At 36.8% G+C, this 14712-nt stretch carries 13 protein-coding genes; 4 read left to right on the top strand and 9 right to left on the bottom strand.

Features of this window, described 5'->3' with window-relative positions:
- Nucleotides 1-299: 299 nt before the first annotated feature.
- Complete coding sequence (ytvI, locus tag MKY78_RS16860; RefSeq protein ID WP_339214350.1) at nt 300-1406, top strand: sporulation integral membrane protein YtvI; 1107 nt, start codon at nt 300-302, stop codon at nt 1404-1406.
- Between the two features lie 3 nt (nt 1407-1409).
- Here ytvI and MKY78_RS16855 read toward each other — a convergent pair whose 3' ends face one another.
- The 8 genes from MKY78_RS16855 to dnaE form a co-directional block, all read right to left on the bottom strand.
- Entirely contained in the window at nt 1410-1799 is a 390-nt protein-coding gene (locus tag MKY78_RS16855) for an FxsA family protein (RefSeq protein ID WP_339214348.1), read from the bottom strand.
- Nucleotides 1800-1951: 152 nt separating this feature from the next.
- Nucleotides 1952-3712, bottom strand: a complete 1761-nt coding sequence (gene pyk, locus MKY78_RS16850) for a pyruvate kinase (protein WP_339214346.1) — start codon at nt 3710-3712, stop codon at nt 1952-1954.
- Nucleotides 3713-3731: 19 nt separating this feature from the next.
- Nucleotides 3732-4691 carry a 6-phosphofructokinase gene (gene pfkA, locus MKY78_RS16845; protein ID WP_339214344.1) on the bottom strand — a complete coding sequence of 320 codons (960 nt, stop codon included), beginning with the start codon at nt 4689-4691 and terminating at the stop codon, nt 3732-3734.
- Nucleotides 4692-4991: 300 nt separating this feature from the next.
- Complete coding sequence (accA, locus tag MKY78_RS16840) at nt 4992-5948, bottom strand: acetyl-CoA carboxylase carboxyl transferase subunit alpha (protein WP_339214342.1); 957 nt, start codon at nt 5946-5948, stop codon at nt 4992-4994.
- A complete protein-coding gene (gene accD, locus MKY78_RS16835; protein ID WP_339214341.1) occupies nt 5945-6805 on the bottom strand; it encodes an acetyl-CoA carboxylase, carboxyltransferase subunit beta in 861 nt (286 codons plus the stop codon). Before accD ends, accA begins: the two co-directional genes overlap by 4 nt.
- A gap of 147 nt (nt 6806-6952) precedes the next feature.
- Nucleotides 6953-7567 (bottom strand): GntR family transcriptional regulator, encoded by a 615-nt coding sequence (locus tag MKY78_RS16830; RefSeq protein WP_339217940.1) that lies wholly within the window; start codon nt 7565-7567, stop codon nt 6953-6955.
- Between the two features lie 50 nt (nt 7568-7617).
- Nucleotides 7618-8847, bottom strand: a complete 1230-nt coding sequence (locus MKY78_RS16825; RefSeq protein WP_339217938.1) for a malic enzyme-like NAD(P)-binding protein — start codon at nt 8845-8847, stop codon at nt 7618-7620.
- 90 nt (nt 8848-8937) lie between these two features.
- Complete coding sequence (dnaE, locus tag MKY78_RS16820; RefSeq protein WP_339214339.1) at nt 8938-12291, bottom strand: DNA polymerase III subunit alpha; 3354 nt, start codon at nt 12289-12291, stop codon at nt 8938-8940.
- Between the two features lie 131 nt (nt 12292-12422).
- Between dnaE and MKY78_RS16815 the strand changes: the two genes are divergently transcribed.
- From MKY78_RS16815 to MKY78_RS16805, 3 genes are all read left to right on the top strand, one after another.
- Nucleotides 12423-12755, top strand: a complete 333-nt coding sequence (locus tag MKY78_RS16815) for a YtrH family sporulation protein (RefSeq protein WP_339214337.1) — start codon at nt 12423-12425, stop codon at nt 12753-12755.
- Nucleotides 12755-13258: a sporulation membrane protein YtrI gene (ytrI, locus tag MKY78_RS16810; RefSeq protein ID WP_339214335.1), complete on the top strand. Its 504-nt coding sequence runs from the start codon at nt 12755-12757 to the stop codon at nt 13256-13258. The genes MKY78_RS16815 and ytrI overlap by 1 nt, the downstream gene beginning before the upstream one ends.
- Nucleotides 13259-13441: 183 nt before the next feature.
- Entirely contained in the window at nt 13442-13639 is a 198-nt protein-coding gene (locus MKY78_RS16805; protein ID WP_186870182.1) for a hypothetical protein, read from the top strand.
- Between the two features lie 60 nt (nt 13640-13699).
- Here the strand turns inward: MKY78_RS16805 and MKY78_RS16800 are convergent, their stop codons facing one another.
- Nucleotides 13700-14641, bottom strand: a complete 942-nt coding sequence (locus MKY78_RS16800) for a bifunctional oligoribonuclease/PAP phosphatase NrnA (RefSeq protein ID WP_339214332.1) — start codon at nt 14639-14641, stop codon at nt 13700-13702.
- Nucleotides 14642-14712 lie beyond the last annotated feature (71 nt).

Below are 14712 nucleotides of genomic sequence, written 5' to 3'. Positions count from 1 at the left end.
TTTTTCTATATTGTTCTAACATTAAGCGAAAAATAATGTTAAATTATTTAGACAATTCCCTAGTAAAACAATCGGATATTGTCATCCCCAAAACCAATTATAAAGTATTTTGAAAGCAATGTGAAATGAAACCGTTTAAATTTCTACAAATAATTATTATAAGAATATTGTTTACCTAATAACGACGATTATTGTAAAGCTTTCAGCAAACTACTCTGTTCCTTCGATAACGATTAATATTCTTAGTTTTTCTAACATATAGTTAGATAGATATATTTATATAAATGGGGTCGTTAAAATTGTACAAGCAATTATTGGATCCAATTCTCAGAGGAGTCTTTCTTCTAGCAATTCTGTTCATCATATTCTTTAGTATAAAAATGACGATTGGTTATATTTATCCCTTTTTAATAGCATTTATTATCGCAGCATTTCTTAGCCCATTGGTATCTTTCATTGAAGCCAAATGGAAGCTACCTAGAACCGTAGCAACCTTAGTCGTTATCATCACGATTTTTCTATTTTTTATTGGGATTGTTGCTGTGATTGTGAACGAGGTTATACAAGGTACCATTTATTTAATGGAAAAATTACCGATTTACTTCCAGTCATTTATTGAATTAATGGAAAATATGATCAATGATCGTATTTTACCACTCTATCAAACTATTGCTTCCTATTTTGAAGCATTAGATGAATCACAACAAACAGCGATTCAAGAAAATTTAGTAAATTTTCTCGAGAACCTAGCTAATAGTGGAACGATATTTCTTCAATCTATTCTTGTTCAAATCCCAGAAGTAGTCAGCAAATTTCCAGGTTCCTTGACTATTTTTATTTTTATTGTACTTGCAACCTTTATGATTGTAAACGATTGGCATAATATAACAAATCTATTAACGAAACTGCTTCCAACGAATATTCTTTCCTTTATCTATGATTTACAGAAAGGAATCAAAAAGGCTTTTACAGGGTATCTACGCGCACAATTTATTCTCATATTCATATCTGCTTTGATTATTTATATTGGATTACTCATTATTGGAAGTGAACATGCCTTAACGATTGCCGCCATTGCCGCACTTGTTGACTTACTTCCTGTCATTGGAACTGGGGTTATTTTTGTTCCATGGATTATATACGCTTTTTTAACCGGGGATTATTCAAATACTATACCGCTTAGTATTCTTTACATGACCGTTATTATTACAAGACAATTTATAGAACCTAAAATTCTATCAGCTAGTATCGGAATTAATCCATTGGTTAGCCTAATGATCTTGTTTGTCACGATACAAATTTGGGGCTTTGGTGGTGTATTATTTGCACCAATCATTTTGATTACAATATATGTGCTCTACCAATCTGGAATTTTCACGAAAATGATTCAATTTATAAAAGGATAGCTACTATCTTCGATTAATAATGATTGTCTTGTTATCAATTAGTTTTTTTATCAATCTACCGAGCATTAATTTAAAGTACTTTCTCGTTTGCGGTAATACTAAAATAAATCCTGCAATATCTGTTATAAAACCTGGGGAAAATAAAAATACTCCACCAATTAATATACATATACCATCTAATAGTTCTTTAGCCGGCACTTGACCATACTGCATGGAATATTGTGCGCGTTTCCAGGTTTCAAGACCTTCTCTTTTTGCTAGAGAGACACCAATAAATCCTGTTAATAAAATAATGACAACTACCCACCATGGGCCAATTAAGCTTCCAGCCCATACTAAAACACCTATTTCAGCAGCGGAAATAATCAAAAAAGCTAGCAATAACCATCTCATCCATATCTTCCTTTCGTATATTAAGATAGGAAAAAAGAGGATGGGACATAACTAAAAGAAATAAATGTAAAACCGAATGATACACGATACTAGCTCATCATTCGGTTTTTACTTTAAGATTAATCCTTATGTCCTAGCCTCTTTAATTTGTCCTATAGTACGCCAGCATGACCTCGGTAAATGTCACCCTTCGTACTGTCGATTGTGATATCTTCACCATCTTTAAGTAGATCGAATGCATTATCTACTCCTACGATAACCGGTATACCTAAGCTTAATCCTACTACAGCAGCATGGGAAGTAAGTCCACCTTCTAGTGTTATAATACCAGCAGCTTTTTCAATGGCAGGCATCATTTCACGATCTGTTCCGTAGGTTACGATGATATCACCTTCATGTACTTTTTGAAGTGCTTCTTCGGTATTTTTAACAATTACCGCTTTTCCATATGCACTTTTCTTTCCGATACCTTGTCCTTTTGCTACAACATCGCCAATAATATGGACTTTCATGATGTTTGTTGTGCCAGTCTCTCCAACCGGAACACCAGCCGTAATCACAACACGATCACCACGTTTTAATAGGTTAGCTTGTAGGCCAAGATCAATTGCAACGTCAAGCATTTCATCTGTAGAGCCGGCTTTTTCACCTGTAATTGGAAGAACTCCCCATACTAATGAAAGCTGACGATTAACACGGTCACTATACGTTACGGCAATAATCGGTGCTTTTGGTCGGTATTTAGCAATCATACGTGCCGTATGTCCACTTTCTGTAGGAGTAATAATTGCACTTACAGATAGATTCATTGCAGTATGCGTAACGGACTGACTAATAGCATCTGTTATCGTCATATCAACAGATTCACTACGATTTTTTAGAATTGATTGATGATCTAATGCTGTTTCTGTTTTCTCAGCAATGTTATTCATAGTTTGAACGGATTCAACTGGATAATTACCCGCCGCTGTTTCACCAGAAAGCATAATGGCATCCGTACCATCAAAGATGGCGTTTGCTACGTCTGATGCTTCTGCTCTTGTAGGGCGTGGATTACGTTGCATGGAATCAAGCATTTGAGTAGCTGTAATAACAGGCTTTCCTGCCGTATTACATTTTCTAATTAATTTTTTCTGTACTAGAGGTACATCTTCAGCTGGAATTTCCACACCTAAATCCCCACGCGCTACCATTAGCCCATCACTAACTTCAAGGATGCTATCAATATTATCTACACCCTCTTGGTTTTCGATTTTAGGAATGATTTGAATATGAGCTGCATTGTGTTTTTCCAATAATTCTTTAATCTCAAGAATGTCAGAAGGTCTGCGAACAAAAGATGCTGCAATAAAATCTACATCTTGTTCGATACCAAATTCGATATCCTTCGCATCTTTATCCGTAATACCTGGTAGATTAACCGCTACATTTGGTACGTTTACACCTTTTTTATTTTTAATTAATCCAGAGTTAAGTGCTACAGTTTTTAATTCTTTATTTTGGCGGTCGATTTCCTCTACTTGTAATTCAATAAGACCATCATCTAATAAAATTTTGGAACCAACCTGAACATCATCAATTAAACCTGGGTACGTAATAGAAAAGCGCTCCGCTGTTCCTTCTACCTCGTTCATCGAAATATACACTGTATTTCCTTGAACTAATTCTGCTTGGCCATCTTTAAATGTACCTGTTCTTATTTCAGGTCCTTTCGTATCTAATAGAATAGCAACCGTTTTACCAGTTTGTTTGGCAGCTTCTCTAATATTTTTTATACGTGCACCATGTTCTTCATAATCCCCGTGGGAAAAGTTCAGACGAGCAACATTCATCCCAGCATTAATTAACTCTACTAATGTTTCGACAGATTCGGAAGCTGGTCCGATTGTACATACTATTTTTGTTCTTCTCATTTTAAAATCCTCCTACTAATTATATCGATAATTCCTTCGATAATTGATACATTTCTTCGTCAATGGAGTGTGTCTCTTTTAAGATTTCGGTAATATCATGATCGACTAGTTTGTTATTTTGAATACCAACCATTCTACCTGCTTTACCGTCTAGCAATAATTCTACTGCTTTAGCACCTAACCGACTTGCTAGTACTCGGTCATTCGCTGTTGGGGAACCACCACGTTGAATATGACCAAGAACCGTTACTCTCGTTTCTAGGTTAGTTTCCTTTTTAATCTGCTCACTGTAATCAAACGCACTACCTACACCTTCAGCTACAATTATAATACTATGTCTCTTACCGCGTTCTACACCGCGTTTCAAACGGGAAATAACTTCCTTTAGGTCATCTTTTTTCTCTGGGATTAAGATACTTTCTGCTCCATCTGCTAGACCAGCCCATAGAGCTAAATCACCAGCATCTCTCCCCATTACCTCAACAACATATGTACGTTCATGAGAAGTAGCAGTATCACGAATTTTATCAATTGCTTCAATAATGGTATTAAGTGCTGTGTCGAAGCCAATCGTAAAATCAGTTCCTGGAATATCATTATCAATCGTACCTGGAACACCGATACACGGATAACCTTTTTCCGTTAACTTTTGCGCCCCACGAAAACTTCCGTCTCCACCGATCACAATTAAGCCTTCAATACCAAACTTTTTAAGTTGCTCAATACCTTTCCTTTGGCCTTCTTCCGTTTTAAACTCAAGGCTTCTTGCTGTATAGAGTGTTGTACCACCACGTTGAATAATATCACCAACCGATCCAACATCCATCTTTTCAATGTTACCTTCGATTAACCCTTGATAGCCATTCTTAATTCCATATATCTCAACACCATGGTAAATACATTTACGTACAACAGCACGGATGGCTGCATTCATACCAGGTGCATCTCCCCCACTAGTTAATACTCCAAGTCTTTTCATATTTTCCACCTCTACTTATATTGTCACTTTTAGTATGCGCTTGAAAACTCGAATTAGTACGGTTAGATTAGAGTGAAAAGATCCAGCTGATCTGCTTGCCTCATTTAAAAGATACGGCTAAAATCCTAAAATATCAATTAAAAACACCGAAATTTACAAGTTATTTTAAATATGCTTTACTTAATGTTTCCATACGCTTCAATAAGTAAAACACATTACAAATACGTTATACTAATCACCAACAATAAAAAAGGATGTCTCCGATTTAATGGTTACCCACAAATCGAGACAGCCTTTATTTTACTGTTCCGTAAATTCGCCAATTTGTTTATATTTTTCCCATCGTTGTTCTAATAATTCATCCTTTGATAAATCTTTAAGTTCTTGAAGGGATTTTTCTATAACAACATCCATATTCCGAGCTTGCTGTTTTATATCACGGTGTGCGCCACCTTTTGGTTCCACTATAATTTCATCAATAATACCTAACTTATACAAATCAGGCGCGGTAATTCTCATCGACTCAGCAGCCTTTTGTGCGAGTCCTGCATCTTTCCAAAGTAATGCAGCAGCACCTTCAGGAGAAATAACGGAGTATGTAGAGTTCTCCAGCATATGAATTCTATCACCTACTCCAAGCGCTAACGCACCACCACTACCACCTTCACCAATCACAATACAAATAATTGGAACGGTAATGCCAGCCATTTCCATTAAGTTACGTGCAATGGCTTCACTTTGACCACGTTCTTCTGCTGCCTTTCCTGGATAGGCTCCCTTTGTATCAATAAAGCAGATAATCGGACGATTAAATTTCTCTGCTTGCTTCATATGGCGTAGTGCTTTTCGATAGCCCTCTGGATGCGGCATCCCGAAGTTTCTACGAATATTCTCTTTCGTATCCTTCCCGCGCTGATGACCTATTACTGTAATAGGAGTGTCTTTGTAATAAGCAATTCCAGATACAATTGCCTCATCATCCCCATAAGTACGATCCCCATGAAACTCTAGAAAGTCCGTAAACAATTCGGCAATATAATCAAGAGTTGTAGGTCGCTCTTGATGTCTAGCCATTTGAACGCGTTGCCAAGGCTTTAAATTACCGTAAATGTCATTTTCTAAATCGGCTAATCGTTTCTCTAGCGTGGAAATCTCCTCTGTTAAATCGATATCGCTCTCACTTGTAAATTTCTTAAGCTCTGCAATCTTTTCCTTTAAATTCACAATTGGTTTTTCAAAATCTAGTATTTGCTTCATTTAGGAGTCCCACCCTTCTGATGCATCTTTAGAAGTGTTCCTAATACATATTTCATGTCCTGACGATGGATAACTTGATCTAACTGACCATGTTTAAGTTGAAACTCTGCTGTCTGAAAATCATCTGGTAATTTTTCACGAATTGTCTGCTCAATAATACGACGACCAGCAAAGCCTATTAAAGCACCTGGCTCAGCAAAATTATAGTCTCCTAACGATGCAAAGCTAGCAGAAACCCCTCCTGTTGTTGGATGAGTCATGACAGAAATCATTAAGCCACCTGATTTCGAAAAACGACTGATGGCTACAGAAGTTTTGGTCATTTGCATTAAGCTTAAAACACCCTCCTGCATTCTTGCACCACCAGAAGCTGTAAATATGATAAACGGTAGCGATTCATTTTTAGCATTTTCAATAGCTCTAGCAATCTTTTCACCTACTACAGAGCCCATGCTACCCATTCTGAATCTAGCATCCATTACAGCAAATGCAGTAGCTTGTCCGTCAATGGTTCCTTTACCAGTCACAACCGCTTCATTTAATCCTGTTTTAGACCGGTCACTTTCCATTTTTTTCTCATAATCTGGAAAATCTAATGGATTGGCCGTAATCATTCCTTGATCCCATTCTACAAATGAGTCTGCATCAAATAAACTATCGATACGCTCCCAGGCATTCAATTGATGATGGTGTCCACAATTAGGACATACATTTAAATTGTTATATAACTCTTTACGATAGAAAATTTTATAACAATTTTCACATTTTTTCATAAGTCCCTCAGGAATATCTACTTTTGATTGCTCACTTGGAATAGAAGCATATTTCTTCTTTTTATTAAAAAGATCTTTGAGCAAAGTAAGTCCCCCTTTATCATTAAACCTTCCAAACCTTAAACAGGTAATATTATTCAAATTAATAGAACTACATATTATCATACTATACAGCAAGTCTACCCTAAAAAGGTGTCATTAATTGTCGTACATAAATAAAAAAATAGATGATTACATAAAATCGTATTCCTTCACTTCTTTAAATAGACTTTCTATAGCTGAATAGTTTTTCGTTTTATAAGCATTAATCAAATTACAATAAAGATCCTTTGAATAATTCCCTGTAAAACTCTTCGAATATTCATCAATTAATCCCCATATACGCATCAACAATTGATTATTAGTTAACTCCATCAAGTAACAGAAAAAGGCAAAGTGTTTTTCCTTAGAATCCAAAGAGGGATTATCGATCATTACGCTTAAAGTATTTATTTTCTCCTCGTCCATATGCAAATAAGCAAGCTTAGCCGCTTCCTTTTCCAATAGCATTTTTACAAGTAAAAGTTCTTCTTTGGTCGTTTGCTTCAAAATAAATGATGATAATAATTCAACGGTTTGATAAGGTCTATATTTGCTCAAAAAAGTACCTTCACCACGCCTCGTTTCTATTACACCGATTAATTCCATAGCGCGTAAGGCTTCTCGGATAGAAGACCGACCAGCTTGTAGTTTTTCCGATAATTCTCTTTCAGAAGGTAGCTTATCACCAGGCTTTAAATCGTTCTCAACAATGAAATTTTGAATCTCATCTAAAACACCATGGTATACCTTTCGATTTGGTAACATGGACACCCATGTTTCACCCCTTTTTTGATAAACTTATGGAAACCTACAGCTTATATTTTAGCTAATCGTCTCGTCTTTTCTGCAATCTCTTCCGGGTCAACTTGTATACGCGCAACGCCAGAATCCATTGCTGCTTTTGCTACCTCTTTGGCAACTAATGGTGCTACTCTTGCATCAAAAGGAGCAGGAATAACATAATCCTCATTTAATTCTTCGTTAGAAATTAAGGAAGCTATTGCCTCTGCTGCTGCAATTTTCATTTTTTCATTAATTCTAGTAGCTCGTACATCTAGCGCACCACGGAATATCCCTGGAAAGGCAAGAACATTATTTACTTGGTTAGGAAAGTCAGATCTTCCTGTTCCAATTACTTTTGCTCCAGCTTCCTTCGCATCCTCCGGTAATATTTCCGGATCTGGATTTGCCATAGCAAAGATAATAGGGTCAGTATTCATCTTACGAACCATATCTTGTGTCAATGCGCCACCTACGGAAACTCCGATAAAGACATCCGCACCTTCAACCATTTCTTCCAAAGAACCTTCTTTTTTATCCATGTTGGTTATTTTCGCAACCGCATCTTTCACGTCGTTCATTCCGTAAGAACGCCCTTCAAAAATAGCACCACGTGAGTCACACATAATCATATCTCTAACCCCAAAGTGGTATAACAATTTCACTATCGCAATACCTGCAGCACCTGCGCCATTTGCTACTACTTTGATTTCAGAAAAGTTCTTACCAACTAGTTTTAATGCATTAATTAGCCCTGCAACTGTAACGATTGCGGTACCATGTTGGTCGTCATGAAAGATTGGGATATTGGTTTCTTTTCTTAGTCTATCTTCAATAATAAAGCAGTTCGGTGCTGCAATATCCTCTAAATTAACCCCACCAAAGGTTGGCTCCATTAATTTTACAGTTTTGACTATATCATCTACATCGTGTGTATCTAAGCAAATTGGGAATGAGTCTACTCCAGCAAAGCTTTTAAATAACACGGCTTTACCTTCCATAACTGGTAGTGCCGCTTCAGGACCAATATTACCTAATCCTAATACGGCAGAACCATCGCTTACAACTGCAACCATATTCCCTTTCATTGTATAGTCATAAACTGTTTCTTTTCGATCATGAATTTCCTTACACGGCTCAGCAACTCCTGGTGAATAAGCTAGACTTAGTTCTGTTGCATTCGTTACAGGTATTTTAGAAACTGTCTCTAGCTTACCTTTGTTCTCTTTGTGTAATTGCAGTGCCTCATCTCTTAAGTTCACAATTATTTCGCTCCTTTATACCGCTTCAAGTGGTCTGACCACTCAACTATTACATTATAACAAAATCTTATACACTGTAAAGTTTCGAATATTTTACTGCTTGCTGTATACAACATTTGCTTCTCCAAAGAAATCATGCAGTGCTCGTAACGTATTCTTATTTACATCTAAGAAGTAGTCTTTGGCTAATTGATAGGTTTTCTTTTGTTCTTCATGGTAAACAATAATCGGTGTTGATCCAGGGTATATTTTTGCTATTTGTTCAATAACGTCTAGTGCATCCTTATTAGTTTGCTCTGTTGTTTTAATAAACAGTCTTGATTTTAATGGTTGGGATAATTTTCCTTCTGCAAATGGTTCAATAGTGGAAAGGAGCCATTGTTTTTTTCCATTTCGGGTTTCCACCTTACCAGAAATATATACTAACGCTTCTTCTTCTATAAATCGGCCACTCATCCGATATAATTCCGGAAAGACAACCGCATCCATATCATCTGTATCATCAGTTATTGTAATGAAAGCCATTGGCTCTCCACGTTTTGTACGGATTGTTTTAATCGCTTGAATAATGACCGCACTTTTTACTTGTTTATTGCCTTCAAGCTCTTGGGAATGTTGCAGTGTGACATATCCATTCCCCCGTAACATTTCACGGTACTGGATTAATGGGTGACTGGAAATATAGATTCCCAGTAGCTCCTTCTCATCTGACAGCTTCTTAATTTGGCTAAAGTCTTCAATTTCGACATAATTAGGTTCCAGGTCTAATTGTTCCTGGAACAAGCTTGGCTGATCGGTGAATTCTCGGAACAACTCGGCAGACTCAATTGCTTGGTCAATCGTTGCTAATAGACTTGCTCGATTCGGATACACTTCATCAAAGGCACCTGCTAATATTAACGATTCCAATGTTGCACGATTAACAACTTTAGGGGTAATCCGTAAACAAAAATCAAATAAGTTCTTAAAGGCACCAGCTTGCTTCCTTGCTTGAATTATTTCTTGTACCGCCTGGATTCCAACACCCTTGATAGATTGCAGCCCCATTCTTACACCATCTTTTTCTACTGTGAACCGCCCAAAGCTCTGATTAATCGATGGTACACCTATGGTTATCCCTAGCTCTTTCATCTCTTTCATATAAATATGAATTTTATCATGCTGATTACCAATAGATGTCAATAGTTCCGCATAAAAATGCTTCGGATAATGGGCTTTTAAATAGGCTAATTGATACGATATTTTACTGTATGCAACAGCGTGGCTTTTCGGAAATCCATAATTTGAAAACTTTACAATCCATTTAAAGATTTCCTCACCAATCTGCTTACTATACCCATTCTTTATACATCCACGAATAAATGCTACTTCTTGTTCATCCATTATATCCTGTTTCTTTTTACTAACAGCACGCCTTAGTACATCCGCTTCACCTAATGAAAAGCCTGCAATCCGATGGGCAATTTGCATGATTTGCTCTTGATAAATTAAAACACCGTACGTACTCTTCAATATAGGCTCTAAATCTGGATGTGGATAGGTTGTTTTTTTACGTCCGTGCTTCCGTTCTATATAGGTTGGGATAAAATCCATCGGTCCTGGACGGTACAACGCATTAACCGCTACAATATCATCAAATGTACTTGGTTTTAACTGCTCTAGAACCTGCTTCATTCCGTCTGATTCTAATTGGAAAATACCATTCGTCTTTCCACGCTTTAACAGCTGGAAGGTTTGAGCATCATGTTCTGGTATGGTATCTAGACGGAAGTTCTTATCCTCTTTATACTGAATAGATTTGACGATTCGTTCAATCAAGGTTAAATTCCTCAATCCTAAAAAGTCCATCTTAAGCAGTCCTAATGACTCTAAATCTCCCATTGGATATTGCGTGAGCGCCGTATTTGTTGTACCTACTGTTAATGGTACATGCTCCACAAGTGGTTGGTCACTAATAACCACCCCTGCCGCATGGGTAGAGGTATGTCTTGGGAGCCCTTCTAAAACAGTCGCAATTCTAAATAATTCCTTTAGACTATCGGATTGCTGTACATAATTCGTTAATTCCTTTGAATTCTTAATCATATGTACTAATGAACCCGAAGCCTGACTAGGGATTTGTTTTAAAACAAAAGAAATATCTTGTTGATTAATTGCCATTGTCTTTCCAAGCTCACGAATTAAAGAACGTGCTGCAAAAGTTCCAAACGTTATAATCTGAGCCACATGTTCTGCTCCATATTTCTCCCGAACATAGGCAATTACCTCATCACGTCGTAAATCAGAGAAATCAATATCTATATCTGGCATGGTAATTCGCTCCGGATTTAAGAAACGTTCAAAGAGCAAATTATATTGGATTGGATCAACATCTGTGATACCTAAAGAATAAGCAACTAAGGAACCAGCTGACGAACCACGACCTGGTCCAACCATAATATGCTGTTCCTTCGCGTATTGAATAAAATCCCAAACGATTAGGAAATAATCACTGAACTCCATCTTCTTAATAATCGATAGTTCATGTTTTAACCTTGCTTTTATTTGCTCTGTCACATTGGAATAGCGATTTGGAAGATTAGCCCAACAAACCTGTTCTAAGTATTCTTGTGCAGTAGTTCCCTCTGGTACCGGATAGGCTGGAATCATCCTTGCCTCAAAATTAAATGTAACATCACATCGATCTTCAATTCGTTTCGTTTCCTCCAAGACCTCTGGCCACTCAGCAAATAATTGCTTCATTTCAGCTATAGATCGCAAATGATGGTTTCGCATCGATACAGCCGCTTCCTGTACAGACCAGTTTTTCCCTTGTTTCATTGCCTGTAAACAATCAAAGGCATAGGCATCTTTTTCTTGTAAATACCGAACATCATTAATTGCTACTACTTTCGTATTGAATCGCTCAGTGTAGGCGCGAACTAACATATTCAACTGCTTATCAAGTTCGGAGCCATAGTCTCCCACACCTAAGTAGAAGTCTTCCGCTCCAACATTCGACTTCCAAAATGTAACATACTGCTCTACTTGATCATAGGAACCATTTCGAATTAATTGCTCTACCTTACTGGAATGGACCGGTACAATGACAATTAATTCCTCTAAATATTCAACAAGCATTGTTTGATTAATTGGATTTTGCTCATCTCGTTGAATGAAAGTACTTAATCTCGTTAAATTTCGATAGCCTGTATTATTTTTTGCTAATAATAGGATATCCATCGGTTTATCATCTTCTGCTACAGTTACGGTCATTCCGATAATAGGTTTGATCCCATGTTTTACACATTGCTTATAAAACGGAATAACCCCATGTAAGACATTCTCATCTGTTAGTGCTAAAGCTTTCAAATCCAACTGTAGCGCTTTTCTGATCAGTCTATCTACCGTAATTGTGCTATTAAAAAAACTATATCCAGTTTTAATTTGTAAATGTGTAAATGACATACTAACCCGCCTCAACTTTCTCTAAATCTATTATAGCCAATTTCAATCTGTTCGTATATCAACAAACATAACCCGTCCTTATCTCTCATAGAATATATAGAACGTAACTTTTAACTTAAGGGGTAACCAAAATGGAAGAACGTTTTTTCGAACAATTTATTCAATGTTTCTTCATCGCTTTCGGTGTCCTAATTGGCGGAACACTTATTGGTGGCATTGGTGCATTCGCTACTGGAGAAGCACCATTTACAGGAATGGCTCGGATTGCTCGTAAACTTGGAATTTGGGCTATCGTTGCTGCAATTGGTGGAACATTTGACGCTATTGAGAACTTACAAAAGGGATTTTTAGAAGGTCCTTTTATTGAAGTATTAAAACAAGGTCTGCTAATCTTATCGGCAATGGGAGGAGCAAAAACTGCTATGATTATTATAGAGTGGCTCATCCAGGAGGATATTACGTAATGCATATTCCTAGATACCATAAAAAGCCAACTTGGCAGCGTTTCTTAGTTGGGATGTTTTTAGGAGGTCTTATTTCTTATTGGATGGTAATCTTCATGTATGGAACCATGTATGAGAAATTAATTATAGAAAACAGTAATCTTAAGGAGCAACTACAAGATGCAGAAAATAGAATAGAAGTATTAGAAAATGATAAAAAGGAGTTAAATGAAAAATCCAAACAAAAAATTACGATAGAAGAAATCAACCTGGAAATACTAAATGCCGAAGAACTAAAAATTGATAGATTGCTTCAAAATCAATTGGAAAGTCTCGTAAAGGAGGAAATTAAAGGTATTATCGGAAAGGATTTATTAACCATTGCCGATAGTGACTCCTTATTATTTTCTTCGATTGAGAATAAAACCTTTAAAGTGGATGATTTCACCTATAACCTCGAGATTAAACGATTAATCATTGCACCTACCGTTCGAATAATGGCCAATGCTAAAATCTCAAATTAACACATGGATACAAACACCTTACCCACATCTATTTCATATGGTTAAAGGGTAAGGTTTTTTGGTGAACTATGTGAACATTTCATGAAAAGGGAGGCATAGTAGTAGGAATTTCAACACTTTTCGAGTAAAATAAGAATAAAGATGAATATCCATTCATAAATTTGAGAAAGGGGAGGAATTCTCATGTTGATTATGAATGAAAGACGAATTCGTGACCGAAAAATTAATCAGCTTCGTAATGGGCGTACCGCATATGCAGAATCAAAAGAAGTTATTCGCCTAATTAAAAGAGATATAGAGAAATATGGACTAGATGTCTACTATGATGAAACACCTTCTGGATGCTGGTTTATTCCAGTAACAAAGAGTAAAAGTAGTTAATCGTGCTGATTTCAATTAAGAAATCAGCACTTTTTTGTAGAACAACGAACAGCTCTAACCTTATTGATTAAATTGCTTTATTACTTCTTGTAAATCCTTTACCACATTCTCCGCTTCATCCCACGAATAAACGGAAGCTCCAGATGCTAATGGGTGCCCGCCCCCGTTGTATTTCGCTGCTACTTCATTAATTACCGGCCCTTTTGAACGGAGGCGCACTCGAATTTGTTCCTCTTCTTCGATGAAAAATACCCATGTAACGATTCCTTCGATTTCCCCTAACGTTCCAACTAACTGCCCTGTCTCTAGTGGACTGACATGGAATTTGTCTAAGACATCTTTTGTCAATTTCACAACACTAAGACCATCTTTATCTAATGTAAAGTTTTGCAGAATATATCCTCGCATTCTAGCAATATGATCCTTAACATTGTAAATCCCATCATATAGCTTCGTTCGATCAAAATCATATGTGACTAAGTCTGCTGCATATTGTAATGTTTTCTTCGTTGTACTTGGATACAAAAATCGTCCTGTATCTCCGACAATACCTCCATAAAGCAATCTTGCTGCTGCAGTCGTTAAGGTTAGACCTTTCGCATGAAGGTAGAATTCATAGATCATCTCACTCGTTGAACTAGCCGTTGTGTCCACCCAACTCAAATCACCATAAGGATCGACATTAGGATGATGATCAATTTTAATTACTTTCTTACCTAGATGATACCTAGAATCATCAATCCTCCCCGTATTTGCAGTATCACAAATAATAACTAATGCATCCTCATATACTTGATCATCAATCTGTTCCATCTCAACCATGAACGTTAAGGAAGGATCATCCTCCCCCACTACATACACATTCTTTTCTGGATAGGATGCTTTAATGAGTTCACGTAGTCCTGCTTGAGAACCTAACGCATCTGGATCTGGCCGAACATGGCGATGAATAATTATCGTATTAAATTCTTCAATGGCTTGTTGAATCGCTTGTATTGACATCATATTCTCCTTACTGTTCAAAATATTATCACATAATAACTAGCCTTTCGTCCTCATATAGTGCTACAATA

It is taken from the genome of Ornithinibacillus sp. FSL M8-0202 (assembly GCF_037975285.1).
In the GTDB taxonomy this organism is placed as follows: Bacteria; Bacillota; Bacilli; order Bacillales; family Amphibacillaceae; genus Ornithinibacillus; species Ornithinibacillus massiliensis.
This window is presented reverse-complemented; position numbering and strand designations above follow the sequence as displayed.

Coding starts and splice junctions, on each gene's coding strand:
- MKY78_RS16855 (WP_339214348.1), bottom strand. CDS start 1,799: ATGAGATGGTTATTGCTAGCTTTTTTGATTATTTCCGCTGCTGAAATA.
- pyk (WP_339214346.1), bottom strand. CDS start 3,712: ATGAGAAGAACAAAAATAGTATGTACAATCGGACCAGCTTCCGAATCT.
- pfkA (WP_339214344.1), bottom strand. CDS start 4,691: ATGAAAAGACTTGGAGTATTAACTAGTGGGGGAGATGCACCTGGTATG.
- accA (WP_339214342.1), bottom strand. CDS start 5,948: ATGAAGCAAATACTAGATTTTGAAAAACCAATTGTGAATTTAAAGGAA.
- MKY78_RS16830 (WP_339217940.1), bottom strand. CDS start 7,567: ATGTTACCAAATCGAAAGGTATACCATGGTGTTTTAGATGAGATTCAA.
- dnaE (WP_339214339.1), bottom strand. CDS start 12,291: ATGTCATTTACACATTTACAAATTAAAACTGGATATAGTTTTTTTAAT.
- MKY78_RS16815 (WP_339214337.1), top strand. CDS start 12,423: ATGGAAGAACGTTTTTTCGAACAATTTATTCAATGTTTCTTCATCGCT.
- ytrI (WP_339214335.1), top strand. CDS start 12,755: ATGCATATTCCTAGATACCATAAAAAGCCAACTTGGCAGCGTTTCTTA.
- MKY78_RS16805 (WP_186870182.1), top strand. CDS start 13,442: ATGTTGATTATGAATGAAAGACGAATTCGTGACCGAAAAATTAATCAG.
- MKY78_RS16800 (WP_339214332.1), bottom strand. CDS start 14,641: ATGTCAATACAAGCGATTCAACAAGCCATTGAAGAATTTAATACGATA.